Genomic DNA, 13,390 nt, shown 5'->3' on the forward strand with positions numbered 1-13,390 from the left:
GTTACCGCCTTGGTAAAACCGCTCGCGTAGGCTCGTTACTCTTGTCCCATGACGTCGAACAAAACGCCCCAGACGATGAAGCCGACGACGGCTGCAAAGAAGTTGGGTGTGTACCTGGAAGCAACACCTGCGCAGTTCCAGGAAGGCGACGTGACCCGTGAAGAGTTGACCGCACTGCAGACCGAGCCGCCGCAATGGCTACTCGAGCTGCGTCGCACCGGACCCCACCCGCGCCCGGTCATCGCCGCCAAGTTGGGCGTGTCCATCGCCGGGCTCGCACGCGGTGGTGTCGACGATGCACTCACCACGGATCAGATCGCCGCACTTCTGGACGAGAAGCCGGAGTGGCTGGAGAAGGAACGCGCACTGCAAGCCGAGGTGCGCGCCGAGAACGTGCGCATCAAGGAAAAGCACGCGGCACGGCGTAATCAGCCGCGAAAGCCCAAGAGGGGTTAACCCTTCCCTGTGCGCCTTTGTCAACCGCGGGCGGTTGACAAAGGCGCACAGCGGTCAGCCTTCGACGACGCTGAGCTCGTCGAACACGATCTCGCCCGCCGCATCCGACTCCGGGATGTCGACGACAGCCAGTAGAGCCCAGCCGTGATCACCCTCGGGGTCTTCGAGTACCTGACGCACTCGCCAGAACTCTCCTTCGGCAGTGACCTGGAACAGCTGCGGACCACGCGCCGACGGCCCGGTTCCGATGGTCGCGTACTCCTCGAAATAGGGGAGCAGCTGCTCTTCCCATTCGTCGGCATCGATACCGTCCTCGAGATTCGCGAGATCGAACCATTGTCGTCGTGCCGCCAGATCTATGCGCCGGAACATCGCGTTGCGCACCATCACTCGGAAGGCGCGGGCGTTCGCGGAGATCGGGCGTGGGGCGTCCGCCCCGAAGGCAACCTGGACGTCATCGGTTTCCGCGCCGGGATCGGTCAACGATTCCCATTCGTCGAGCAGGCTGGAATCGACCTGGCGAATCAGCTCACCGAGCCACTCGATGATGTCCTCGAGCTCGTCGGTCCGTGCCTCGGTCGGTACCGTCTGCCGCAGCGCCCGGTACGCGTCGGCGAGATAGCGCAGCACCAGGCCTTCGGAGCGAGTGAGCCCGTAATGGCTGATCAACTCGGCGAACGTCATGGCACGCTCGACCATGTCGCGGACTACCGACTTGGGGGAGAGCGCGAACTCCGTGATCCACGGATGTCCACCCCGGTACATCTCGAACGCCGGGAAGAGTAACTCCGACAACGGTTTCGGCCACGTAACCTCTTCGAGGAGTTCCATTCGCTCCTCGTATTCGATACCGTCGGCCTTCATCTGGGCGACGGCCTCCCCGCGCGCGAAATGCTGCTGTGCCATCAAAACCTGGCGCGGATCGTCGAGCGTCGATTCGATGATCGAGACGACATCGAGCGCGTAGCTGTCGGATTCGACGTCGAGAAGTTCGAAGGCGGCCAGCGCGAACGGTGAGAGCGGTTGATTGAGGGCGAAGTCGCGCTGCAAGTCCATGGTCAAGCGCGCCATTCGGCCGTGCTCGTCGGGCTTGTCGAGACGTTCGACGATTCCGGCGCCGAGTAACCCTCGATACAGCGAGATCGCCTTGAGGATGTGCTTACGCTGCGCCGGACGCGATTCGTGGTTGTCCTCGAGAAGGTGACGCATGGCCTGAAAGCAGTTGCCCGGACGGGCGATCACGTTGAGCAGCATCGAGTTGCTCACCGAGAATCTGGAGACCAACGGTTCCGGCGACGCGGCGACGAGTCGGTCGAAGGTGGCCTCACTCCACGAGACAAATCCTTCGGGAGCCTTCTTGCGCTGGATCTTACGGATCTTCTTCGGATCGTCGCCGGCTTTGGCGACGGCCTTGAGATTCTCGACTTCGTGCTCCGGTGCCTGGACGACGACGGTACCCATCGTGTCGTACCCGGCCCGCCCGGCTCTACCAGCGATCTGGTGGAACTCGCGGGCCTTCAAGTGCCGGGTGCGGACACCGTCGTACTTGGCCAGCCCGGTAAGCAGCACGGTACGGATGGGAACATTGATGCCCACCCCTAAAGTGTCGGTCCCGCAGATGACCTTGAGTAGTCCGTCCTGCGCCAGAACCTCGATCAGACGCCGGTATTTGGGCAGCATTCCGGCGTGGTGGACGCCGATACCGTGGCGCACCAGGCGGGAGAGCGTCTTGCCGAATCCGGTCGTGAACCGGAATCCGCCCAGTGCCTCGGCAATCGCTTCCTTCTCCTCCTTGGAGCAGAAGTTGACGCTCGTCAGTGCCTGCGCGCGCTCGAGGGCGGCCGCCTGCGTGAAATGCACGATGTAAACGGGGGACTGGTTGGTGGTCACCAGGTCTTCGATGGTTTCACCGACCGTCGTCGTGGCGTACGAGAACATCAGTGGCACCGGACGTTCGGTGCCGGAGACCACCGTGGTGGGTCTGCCCGTGCGCCGGGTGATGTCAGCGGAGAAGAAGTCGACCTCGCCGAGTGTTGCCGACATCAGCAGAAACTGGGCATGAGGCAGCTCGATCAACGGTACCTGCCAGGCCCAGCCGCGATCGGGTTCGGAGTAGAAGTGGAACTCGTCCATCACCACCTGCCCGATGTCGGAGTTCGGTCCCTCGCGCAGTGCCAGGTTCGCGACGATCTCGGCGGTGGCACAGATGATGGGCGCCGACGAGTTCACGGCGGCATCGCCGGTCATCATGCCCACGTTCGCGGCCCCGAAAACATCGCACAGCGCGAAGAACTTCTCGCTCACGAGTGCTTTGATGGGCGCGGTGTAGTACGTTCGCTTGCCGGTGGCCATGGCGTGGAAATGGGCGCCGATCGCCACCATGGACTTACCTGAACCGGTGGGGGTCGCCAGGATCACGTTTGCTCCCGAGACCAACTCCATCACGGCCTCTTCCTGCGCTGGGTACAGCGTCAGTCCTCGCTCGAGGGTCCACGAAGAGAAGGCGTCGAAAACGGAATCAGGATCCGCGTTGTCGGGGAGAAGTTCCGTCAGCAGCACCAGTACAGGCTAGCTGCCCGGCCCGTCAGGCCTGCGGTGCGCTCGGATCAGGTTGCGCTGCGCTCGTCCGAGCCCATCGCGTCGAGCACTGCCATTCGAGTGGAGGCGGTGCCGCTGATGTTGTTCTCACCCACACCCGAGACCAGCATGTGCCGCCAGCGTGCCTCGTCGAAGACGAGGGGGGCGGTTGTGGAGAGGAAGTCCTCGACGACCTGCAGGAAACGCATCGGATCGTCATGGAACGGGAAATGTCCTGAACCCTGGAAGATTTCGAGGCGAGAATTGGGCATCGCCGCATGTGCGAGTCGCGCATGCGAGACCGGAATGACGGTGTCGCCGTCTCCCCAGATCAACTGAACCGGCAGATTCTCGGTCAGATAACATCGGTCGAGCATCGTGACGACCTGTCCCCGCCAGTCGACGACGGCCCGCAGGGTCCGCAGGTATGCCTCGTATGCGGTGGGGTCGGGAAGGTCCGCGAGAACCCGAATCAGATCCGGAGTGTCGTGCAGCATCGATCCCGGGCGAAAGTTCGATCCGTGAACCATTCCGGCCAGCCCACCTGCCGCACGAACCAGCGGCATCGCTCCAGGAATACGGAGAAGCTTGACCACCTCGTTGACCACCGGAACCGACATCAGTCGAAGTAGGGGATGAACGTCTTTCGTGACACCACCGGACGACACCAGCACAAGCCGGTCGACCATGTGTGGGAACTGATACGAGAACTGCATCGCGACGCCACCACCGAGCGAGTGCCCGATCACCGTCACGTGTTCGATCCCGAGAGTGGAGAGCAGATCACGCATCCCGTTGGCGTACGCGGCCACCGAGTAGTCGGCCCGAGGCTTGTCCGAACGGCCGTGGCCGAGCAGATCAGGCGCGATGACCGTGTACTTCTTCGCCAGGTGCGGGATGATATCCGCCCAGGTCGACGAATTGTCTCCGATACCGTGCAGGAGGAGCAGGGCCGGGCCTTCGCCCGCAATGCGATACGCACGCCGATAGCCGTGGATGGTGCGGAACATCATCCGAGGTTCCTCGTCCGGAACCGGTCGAAGCTGGCGGTGCCCCGGTCTACTCATGTCGCCTCCTGGCTCAGGGCGTGATCAGGAATGTTCGACCAAGCCTGTTGAGCCGACAACTTGAAACACGCTGGGTCGAGGCTATCCGACGAATGTGTCCTGGACAACGGCCCAGATAACGAGAAGATTGCGGAATGTGCACAATGTCGCATTCCGCATTCCCGCTACCGACGGCCCAGGCGATTACTCGGCGCTACCGAATCCGTCGGTTCCGCTCTGCTCTGCCAGGAATCGTTCCAGTTCGGCACCGATCTCGTCGCCACTGGGAAGGTCGGCCTCGCCGGCCAGCAACGAGGACTGCTGCTCCTGCGCTGCGACGAACGTGTCGTACTGCCGCTCCAGTGCGTGGACGACGTTCTGCACTTCGTCGTTTCCGGCGATGTGCTCGTTGACCTGCTCACGAACTCGCGCTGCGGCCTCCCCGAGTGCGGCGAGCGGAAGATCGAGATCGGACACGGCCGAGACATTCTCCAGCAAGGTTTCCGCAGCCCCCGGATAGTCCGTCTGGGACAGGTAGTGCGGTACGTGCACCGAGAATCCCATTGCCTCGTGACCGTGCTGCGACATCCGAAGTTCGATCAACGACGACGCGCTTCCCGGCACCTGAAGCTCACCGGACCACCGCTGGTGATCTTGAATGAGCTCCTTGTTGGTGGAGTGAGCCGTGACACCCAGCGGCCGGGTGTGGGGAATCGCCATCGGGATCGCATTGAGTCCGATGGTGCGACGAACCCCGAACTGCTCGGCGAGTAACCGTACCGCCGTCGTGAAGCGTTCCCACTTCAGATCGGGCTCCAGGCCAGCCAGGAGCAGGAACGGTGTGCCGGCGTTGTCGCGCACCGCGTACAGATTCAGCGTCGGAGCATCGTAGTCGGAGAAGTGGTCGGCCTTGAACGTCATGGTCGGTCTGCGCGATCGGTAGTCGATCAATTCGTCCACTGCGAACGAGGCCACCAGTTCGGTCTCGAGGCTCTCCCGAAGATGTGTGGTCGCGAGTTTCACGGCATGCCCGGCGTCGGAATATCCCTCCAACCCGTGAATCAAGATCGGGCCCTGCCCATCGGCGGCCGATACCTGGGGTGCCGGGAATTCCAGCTCGTACATTTTCGACTGGTCATCCATCGCAGTCCCCTTCGCTTGTCGGTCTCTTGTTCCAGTGTCCACTATCGGCGCGATCGGTGACAGCAGCGCACTCCACTGGAATTCTCCTCTGTGCACAGAACACCGGCGTCGTGGGTGATCATTCCCCAACAGCCGATTCGATGCGTTCGCCGACAGCGAAGTCGTGAGCCGAACGCCGTACGTGGCAGAGTGAGGGAGGAGTCACGGCGAGCATCGACCGGATCGGCCGAGGGCTGAATTGGAGGATCTCGTGCAAGGTACTCGAGCCACAGCGCCGCACACGGTGGCCGGACTCGTGGTCATCGGCCTCGCGACGGGGCTGATGTCGGGTTGCGCACAGTCCACGTCCGGCCAGGCCATTGCCGATCATCGGGTGTCGCAGTCCGATGCGGGTACGCCTACCATCACGTCGGCGCCCTCGGCGGTAGTACATTCGGCAAGTTTGGATACCCTGCTTCTCGCGCCGTCGGAGTTCCCGAGCCCGTTCGATGCGGTCACGCTTCCCGCGCAAGCGGTACCGATGGCTGCGCCCGACTTGGTGGGGGTTCCGCGCGGTGCAACAGTGCAGCCGCCGGAATGTGCGCAACCGAAACAGGATTACGGCCCGGATTCCACGGTGATGGCGGTCGGGACCGACAACGCCACTCGAACGACGATCTCGGTGGAGCTGACGCGGGACGCCACCGGACGACTGACCGAGTGGGAAGAACGCACCCGTCGCTGTCACACGACGAAGGTGACCGCCAACGGCGTGACCTCGACCGTCGAGACGGAGATTCTGCCACCTGCTCCGGTGGACGCGGACGAGTCGATGGCGTTGCGGCGGACCGTGACCACGCCGACTGCTGCGGGGGGAACGCAGACGATGTTGACTCTGCTCGCGCAAGTCGACGACGTGCGAATATCGGTCACCTTGATGACCTTCGCAAGCGTGGCCGATGCGTCGGCGCCACTCGATCAGACCTTCACCGCAGCGGTGGCGAAAGTTCGCAAAGGCTGAACATTTCGTGGGCACGTGCCACCGAATATTCGGTGATCACGTGCCACCGACACGCCGACAGCGCGAGTGATCAGAGGCCGTGTGCTGTCCCCAGCGCGCATACCGGTCCACAGGCGAAATGCGTGGACGTATTTTCCCAGGTTGTGTCGGCAGCTCGATCGATGTCGTGCGTCATTGTCTTGGCATGACACCTTCACACTCTCCTCACGAATTCGAGCTTCCGGATCAGCACGACGAGTTCGAGCCGCCGTCCGAGCATGTCTCCAACCCCGGCGAACTGATCGCCGCAGTTCCGGCCCTCCTGGGTTTCTGCCCTGTCGATTCGGTGCTTGCGGTGGCGCTGAAGGGAACCGAGACCAAGACTCTCGGGCCGGTCATGCGCCACGACTATTTCCCGTGTGACGGAGGTACCCCGGCGCGACCGGTGATACTGGCACTCGAGCAGTTCGCTGCGGTCTGTGCGGTAGAAGAGGCCACCGGTGTGATTCTGATCGTGGTCGGTGCGTACCCGTTCGGAGAATCATTGACCATTGCAAGTGCGTTCGCAGACCTATTGGCTCCGATGTCGATCGACCTGGTCGACGCACTGAGTGTGCCGAGTATCGAGACCGATTGCGTGTGGACGAGCGTCGTACAGAGCGATCGCCACGGAATCGTGCCTGACCCGTCGTCGTCGTCGGTGGCGGCCGCGCAGGTGTGGGGCGGCCGGATCATTCGCGGGTCCCGTGACGAACTGGTGAACGCGGTGCGCGGTAGATCCCGCGATCACCGCGTCATCGCGGAGCTGATCGACCTGATTCGTGCGTCGGCGGCCGGAGATTCGGACGACGACGAGTTCGGCGGAGTGCGTTCGCGAGTGTCCACCGTGCTGAGACAGGTGGAGCGCGTCGGAAACGCCGGTGTTCGACTCTCCGCCGAGGAATACGCGCGCTTGGCCGTGGCACTGACCGATGTGCGCGTTCGTGACGTGCTGATGGGTCTGGCGATCACTCGATCGTCAGGGGCGGCCGAGATGTTGTGGACGGCACTGACCCACGAACTACCCGATCCGGAACGGGCTTGGCCGGCAACGCTTCTCGGCTACTCGGCGTATGTCCGCGGCGACGGGCCCTTGGCTGGAATCGCATTTGCGCAGGCACTGGAATCTGATCCGGACCACTCCTTGGCCTGGTTACTCGACATCTCACTGCAGTCCGGGGTTCGGCCGGACGGCATCAGAGACCTTGCCGCAGTAGGGCTGTCGATCGGCCAGGGGTTCGACATCACCGAGCTGCCCCCGCAGACGAACTGCGAGGGCATACCCGGGGACTACGGTCGGCGTGCCGAATGAGATCGATCGCCCAGATCCTGTAGGAATTGCCAGGCGTCGGCGACGATCACGTCGAGGTCGGTGCGCGTCGGCGACCAACCCAACTCGGCGATGGCCTTGGCGCTCGATGCGATGAGCACAGCAGGATCGCCGAGTCGTCGTGCTGCGTCTTCGACGTTGATCGGCAGACCTGTCACACGGGCACAGGCCGCGATGACCTCGCGGACACTGAACCCGGCACCGCTACCGAGGTTGTAGATCCGGTGCTCGCCCGGGACGGAGGTCTCGAGTGCGAGCAGATGGGCTTCGGCGAGATCCAGAACGTGGATGTAATCGCGCACTGCGGTGCCGTCCGGTGTCGGCCAGTCCGTACCGAACACCGAGATCTTGTCGCGTTGCTGCAACGCAACCTGGAGAACCAGTGGAATCAGATGGGTTTCGATCACACGATTCTCGCCCGCGGCTTTGTAGGCGCCGGCGACGTTGAAATATCGCAGACTCGTCGCAGCCACACCGTGCGCGATCGAGTACGACGTGATCGCGTGGTCGATGGCGAGTTTGGTTGCGCCGTACGGGTTGGTGGGGCGGGTCGGAGCAGTCTCCACGATGGGGGACTGCTCCGGCTCTCCGTAGGTGGCGGCCGTGGACGAGAAGACGAGTCGGGGAGTTCCGGACTGTCGAATCGCCTCGAGCAGTTCGATGGTCGTGACCACGTTGCCGCGCCAGTACTTTTCCGGCTGCAACACCGATTCCCCGACCAGTGACTGCGCCGCGAAGTGCAGTACGCCGTCGAAAACCGGGTTGCCGGAAGTGCCGAGCAGTGCGGAAGCGAGCTCACCGACGTCACCTTCGACGAACTCGGCCCCGACGGGTACCGCGTCCGCGTTACCCGTGGACAGGTTGTCGACGACGACGACCTCGTGTCCGCGCTCGAGCAATACGGTGGCGCACACGCTACCGACGTAACCGGCCCCGCCGGTGACCAGAAGTTTCACGAAGCTCAGACCTGCTTGACCTGAACGGCATGGGCCATTTCCTCGGACAGATCGAAACCGCTGTGTCCGGGAACGATGATGGTCACCGACCCCGGTCGCGCCTCGACGGTCACGCGAGCGTCCGGAACGACACCGGCATCACGCAACTGCGCGATCACCTCGGGATCGGACTGGACGTGTTCGGCCAGACGTCGAACCACCACGGCCACCTGCTTGCCGTGCGGGAGATCGGTCAGACGCACCAGCGTCTCGGCCGCAGTGGACGGACCGTCCAGACCGAGTTGGTCCAAACCCGGGATGGGGTTGCCGTACGGCGACGTCGTCGGATTGTTCAACACGACCACCAGTCGACGTTCAACCTCTTCGCTCATCACGTGCTCCCAACGACATGCCTCCGCATGCACGTCTTCCCACTTGAGACCGATCACGTCGACGAGCAGTCGTTCGGCCAATCGATGCTTACGCATGACCGACACAGCCAGGTCGCGGCCCTTGTCGGTGAGCTCCAGGTGTCGATCGCCTGCCACCATCAGCAAGCCGTCACGCTCCATCCGTGCAACGGTCTGGCTGACCGTGGGCCCGCTCTGTTCGAGCCGTTCCGCGATCCGTGCGCGGAGGGGAATCACACCTTCTTCTTCCAAGTCGTAGATCGTCCGGAGATACATCTCCGTGGTGTCGACTAGATCCTTCACACTCAACCCCTTCGTCGATGTTCAAGTCTACCGTCCGAGTCGGGGATACGGTGACGGCGACGTCACGGCACGTGTGCGAGGTCGCAGCAGCCACTTCGCGCCGACACTTCGATATGCCGTACGAGGGACGAGGTCGAACAAGTAGCGTGACCACATGACCGCGTCGATCACAACAGACGGGGACTTCGACACACCGCGCGCGAATCGCGTAGTCGTCTGGAGTCCGGAATACCTGAGTTATCGGTGGAGTGCCGACCACCCGATGAATCCGACCCGTCTCGACTTGACCATGGCGCTGTCCAGAAGTCTGGGTCTGCTCGAAGGGATAGAGTTCCTCGAGCCCCGTCCCGCGTCCGACACGGATCTGCTCCGGATACATACGCCCGCTTATCTGCAGGCGGTGAAGACGGCAGGCAGTTCGGCGTCGAACGGCGTCAACGGACTCGACGTTCCTCATGGCCTGGGTACGGAAGACAATCCGGTGTTCCCCCACATGCACGAGGCGAGTGCCATCCTGGCCGGCGGCTCACTGGCAGCCGCGCAGGAGATAGCGTCGGGACGAACCCGTCGTGCGGTCAGCATCGGCGGCGGCATGCATCATGCAATGGCGGACTGGGCCTCTGGATTCTGTGTGTACAACGACGCGGCGGTGGCGATTTCCTGGCTGCTCGACAACGGGTACGACCGAATCGCCTACATCGACGTCGACGCCCACCACGGCGACGGTGTCCAGCACGCGTTCCTGGAGGATCCGCGTGTTCTGACGGTCTCGATGCATCAGCACCCGGCGACGCTGTGGCCCAATACCGGATGGTCCAGCGAAGTCGGCAGTGGAGCCGCCGAAGGCACCGCCGTCAACGTTCCGGTCCTGCCGGGCACCGTCGACGCCTTGTGGTTACGCGCGTTTCACGCGGTCGTTCCCGGCGCGATCGCCGCGTTCGGACCGCAGATCATCGTCAGTCAGTGCGGAGTGGACTCGCATCGTGAAGATCCGCTCGCCGATCTCGCACTCACTGTCGACGGTCAGCGGGCGGCTTTCCTGGCCATGCGAGATCTGGCCGACCGCTACGCCGAAGGCCGATGGTTGGCCGTCGGCGGCGGTGGGTACGGGCTCGTCAGGGTTGTTCCCCGGGCATGGACGCACCTGATCGCAGCCGCATTGGACCGCGAGATAGACGTGCGCACGGAGGTACCGGCCGACTGGCGGGAATCGACGGCAGCGCTGGCACCGAGCGTCGAACTACCCGCGACCATGGGCGACGGGGGAGACGTCGACTACGCGAGATGGGACGGCCCGGGTGGAACTCCGGAGACCGGAGTCGCATCGGTCGACCGAGCACTGACTCGTATCGATTCCGCCATCATCGCAACGCGCCGCGCTGCGTTCCCCCTGCTCGGCCTCGATCCGGAGGATCCACGTGACTGATCAGTCTGCCACCGAACCGTCGGTACCCACTGGTGCGACGTCGGCCGATGCCGCACACGCCTACCCCCACAGTTGGGTGGTCGACGTACTCGCCTCCGACGGTGGCGCCGTGGCATTGCGACCGATAGTGCCCGAAGATGCTCCGACTCTGATCGAATTCCACGGCAAGCTCTCCGAACGGACCCGCTATCTTCGGTACTTCGGACCGTACCCGACCATGTCGAAGCGAGACGTCACCAACTTCACCACCGTGGACCACCGCAATCGGGTGGCGTTCGTGATGGTTCTCGGCGACGAGATCATCGCGGTCGGCCGGTACGAACGGCTTCTCGACGTCGGCGACGGAAAGTCGGCGGAGGTCGCGTTCGTCGTGGCGGACGCGCATCAGGGACGCGGGCTCGGTCCGATCTTGCTCGAGTATCTCGCGGCAGCGGCGGCCGAGAACGGTCTGACGATGTTCGTCGCCGAAGTTCTCGCGGAGAACCGCAACATGGTGACGGTCTTTCGTGAAGCGGGATATCAGGTCAGTCGATCGTTCGACGGCGGTGTGCTGAGACTCGAATTCGCCATCGACCCGACCGAAGCTCTGGTCTCGGTCCGTAATTCGCGTGAACGTGCGGCCGAGGCGCGCAGCATGGGCAACGTACTCAGCCCACGGTCCGTCGCCGTCATCGGTGCATCGGCTGACCGTTCGAAGGTGGGCGGTGCGGTGCTGACGAACCTACTGCGCGGCGGATTCACCGGGCCGGTGTACCCCGTCAACGCCGAACACCGGTCGGTCCACGGGGTGCGCGCCTATCCCACCGTGCGCGACATCCCCGACGACGTCGACCTCGCCGTGGTTGCCGTTCCGGCCGAGTCGATCAGCTCGGTGCTCGACGACTGTCTGGTCAAGGGGGTCAAAGCGCTGGTCGTGGTGTCGTCCGGTTTCAGCGAGAGCGGCCCGGACGGGCGATCATCCGAACGCAAGCTTGTTCATGCAGCCCGCGCGCACGGAATGCGCCTGATCGGACCCAATGCGCTCGGGGTGGCGAACAACGATCCGGCGATCTCGCTGAACGCGACATTGGCGCCGGTTCTGCCCGCTCCCGGCAACGTGGGATTCTTCTGTCAGTCCGGAGCACTAGGTATAGCGATCCTCGACGAGGCCGCCCGCAGCCGAATCGGCCTGTCTGCCTTCGTCTCCGCCGGTAACCGTGCCGATGTGTCCGGAAACGACTTGTTGCAGTACTGGGACTCGGACAAGGCCACCGAGGTGGTGCTCCTGTATCTGGAGAGCTTCGGTAATCCCCGCAAGTTCTCCCGCATCGCCAGGCGGGTGGCGCGCCACAAACCGATCGTGGCGGTCAAGAGCGGGCGGCATGCCGTTCCTCCGGTACTGGCAGCGACCGGAGTGGAAATCGACGACTCCATCGTGCGCGCGCTCTTCGAGCAGGCCGGAGTCATCCAGGTCGGCTCCATTTCGCAACTCTTCGACTGCGCCCTGCTGTTCGGATACCAGCCACTGCCAGCTGGGCCTCGACTCGCCGTCATCGGTAACTCCACCGCCCTCGGAGTACTCGCCGCCGATGCCGCCCGCAGCGAAGGGCTTCAAGTCGGAGATCCCGTCGATCTCGGAGCACAGGCCAGTCCGGAGTTGTTCGCGTCGGCAGTGCGCGATGCACTGGCGTCCTTCGACGTCGACGCGGTCATCGCCGTGTTCGTGCCGCCAGTTGCCATACCGGTCGAGCCGTTCGCCAAGGCACTCAAAGACGCCGTCGCCGGATCCGACAAGCCGATCCTCACCACTTTCCTTGCTGCCGAAGGTATTCCGGACGTTTTGGCGGTGCGGGACGAAGTCGGAAACCCGACCCGAGGATCAGTGCCGTCGTATCCCGGTCCCGAACGCGCCGCCCTGGCGCTGGCACGGGCCTGGCGATATGCCGAATGGCGAAGCAGGCCTGCATCGAAAGTGTTACGTCCCAGCGGTATCGATGCCGAACGAGCAAAATCGATGGTGGCGGGTTGGCTGGAGAACTCGGCTGGTCGATGGCTCTCGGACGTCGAAGCCGCCGCGCTACTCGAGTGCTACGGCGTCAACGTCGTGGAATTCCGATCGGTACTCGGCGAGGACGAAGCCGTCGAGGCGGCCGAGTCCCTGGGCTATCCCGTGGCGGTGAAGGCCACCGGCGATCAATGGCGGCACCGCCCCGATCTGGGTGGTGTTCGGCTCGACCTGATCGGACCGGATTCGGTGCGGCTTGCCTACCGAGATCTGGCAGCCGCATCCGGTGAACCGTTGTTGCATGTACAGAAGATGGCGACCAAGGGCATCGGCTGCGTGGTCGGAGTGCAGGACGACCCGTCGTTCGGCTCCCTCATCTCGTTCGGACTGGCAGGTGTCATCTCGGACCTGCTCGGTGACCGGGCGTATCGCGTTCTTCCACTCACCGAGGACGAGGCCGCAGAACTGATCGACGCTCCCAAAGCGGCGCCACTGCTGTCGGGTTACCGAAATGCGGTGCCGGTGAACAAGGGCGCATTGATCGACTTGGTGCAACGCATCTCGGCCCTCGCCGACGACATTCCCGAGGTGCGCGAACTCGCCTGCGAACCAGTACTCGCATCCGCCACCGCAGCACAGATCACCGACTCGCGAGTGCGGATCGGTCCCGAACCCAGTGCCATCGATCTAGGTCCCCGCCGCCTGCGCTGACACAGCCGACTGTTCTGACGCCGACTGCGTCGGCGCAACCGGATGAGGGCA

The 13,390-nt window shown here is 63.6% G+C and carries 10 protein-coding genes; 5 read left to right on the top strand and 5 right to left on the bottom strand.

Annotated elements, in window-relative coordinates; all coding sequences use genetic code 11:
* Positions 1-48: 48 nt before the first annotated feature.
* Positions 49-456, top strand: a complete 408-nt coding sequence (locus ABH922_RS08490) for a DUF5997 family protein (RefSeq protein WP_424806494.1) — start codon at positions 49-51, stop codon at positions 454-456.
* Positions 457-510: 54 nt separating this feature from the next.
* Here the strand turns inward: ABH922_RS08490 and ABH922_RS08495 are convergent, their stop codons facing one another.
* The 3 genes from ABH922_RS08495 to ABH922_RS08505 form a co-directional block, all read right to left on the bottom strand.
* Positions 511-3,015, bottom strand: coding sequence for a DEAD/DEAH box helicase (locus ABH922_RS08495; protein ID WP_424806495.1), 2,505 nt, complete (start codon positions 3,013-3,015; stop codon positions 511-513).
* Positions 3,016-3,062: 47 nt separating this feature from the next.
* The gene (locus ABH922_RS08500; RefSeq protein WP_424806496.1) at positions 3,063-4,100 is read right to left on the bottom strand and encodes an alpha/beta fold hydrolase; all 1,038 of its coding nucleotides are present in this window, start codon (positions 4,098-4,100) and stop codon (positions 3,063-3,065) included.
* A gap of 183 nt (positions 4,101-4,283) precedes the next feature.
* Positions 4,284-5,222 (bottom strand): proteasome assembly chaperone family protein, encoded by a 939-nt coding sequence (locus ABH922_RS08505; protein WP_424806497.1) that lies wholly within the window; start codon positions 5,220-5,222, stop codon positions 4,284-4,286.
* Between the two features lie 250 nt (positions 5,223-5,472).
* Here ABH922_RS08505 and ABH922_RS08510 point away from each other — a divergent pair, with 250 nt between their 5' ends.
* Together ABH922_RS08510 and ABH922_RS08515 are read left to right on the top strand one after the other, a co-directional pair.
* On the top strand, positions 5,473-6,222 hold the full coding sequence (locus ABH922_RS08510) for a sensor domain-containing protein (protein WP_424806498.1): 750 nt from the start codon (positions 5,473-5,475) through the stop codon (positions 6,220-6,222).
* A gap of 184 nt (positions 6,223-6,406) precedes the next feature.
* On the top strand, positions 6,407-7,552 hold the full coding sequence (locus tag ABH922_RS08515; RefSeq protein WP_424806499.1) for a DUF4192 domain-containing protein: 1,146 nt from the start codon (positions 6,407-6,409) through the stop codon (positions 7,550-7,552).
* Here ABH922_RS08515 and galE read toward each other — a convergent pair.
* A complete protein-coding gene (gene galE / locus ABH922_RS08520; RefSeq protein ID WP_424806500.1) occupies positions 7,531-8,526 on the bottom strand; it encodes a UDP-glucose 4-epimerase GalE in 996 nt (331 codons plus the stop codon). The two genes, ABH922_RS08515 and galE, sit on opposite strands and share 22 nt — an antisense overlap.
* A gap of 5 nt (positions 8,527-8,531) precedes the next feature.
* Positions 8,532-9,218 (bottom strand): iron dependent repressor, metal binding and dimerization domain protein, encoded by a 687-nt coding sequence (locus tag ABH922_RS08525; RefSeq protein WP_424806501.1) that lies wholly within the window; start codon positions 9,216-9,218, stop codon positions 8,532-8,534.
* A gap of 154 nt (positions 9,219-9,372) precedes the next feature.
* Here ABH922_RS08525 and ABH922_RS08530 point away from each other — a divergent pair, with 154 nt between their 5' ends.
* Entirely contained in the window at positions 9,373-10,644 is a 1,272-nt protein-coding gene (locus ABH922_RS08530; protein ID WP_424806502.1) for an acetoin utilization protein AcuC, read from the top strand.
* On the top strand, positions 10,637-13,339 hold the full coding sequence (locus ABH922_RS08535; protein WP_424806503.1) for a GNAT family N-acetyltransferase: 2,703 nt from the start codon (positions 10,637-10,639) through the stop codon (positions 13,337-13,339). The genes ABH922_RS08530 and ABH922_RS08535 overlap by 8 nt, the downstream gene beginning before the upstream one ends.
* The last annotated feature ends 51 nt before the right edge of the window (positions 13,340-13,390 follow it).

The organism is Rhodococcus sp. 27YEA15, assembly GCF_049739425.1.
In the GTDB taxonomy this organism is placed as follows: Bacteria; Actinomycetota; Actinomycetes; order Mycobacteriales; family Mycobacteriaceae; genus Rhodococcus_F.

Coding starts and splice junctions, on each gene's coding strand:
- ABH922_RS08490 (WP_424806494.1), top strand. CDS start 49: ATGACGTCGAACAAAACGCCCCAGACGATGAAGCCGACGACGGCTGCA.
- ABH922_RS08500 (WP_424806496.1), bottom strand. CDS start 4,100: ATGAGTAGACCGGGGCACCGCCAGCTTCGACCGGTTCCGGACGAGGAA.
- ABH922_RS08505 (WP_424806497.1), bottom strand. CDS start 5,222: ATGGATGACCAGTCGAAAATGTACGAGCTGGAATTCCCGGCACCCCAG.
- ABH922_RS08515 (WP_424806499.1), top strand. CDS start 6,407: ATGACACCTTCACACTCTCCTCACGAATTCGAGCTTCCGGATCAGCAC.
- ABH922_RS08530 (WP_424806502.1), top strand. CDS start 9,373: ATGACCGCGTCGATCACAACAGACGGGGACTTCGACACACCGCGCGCG.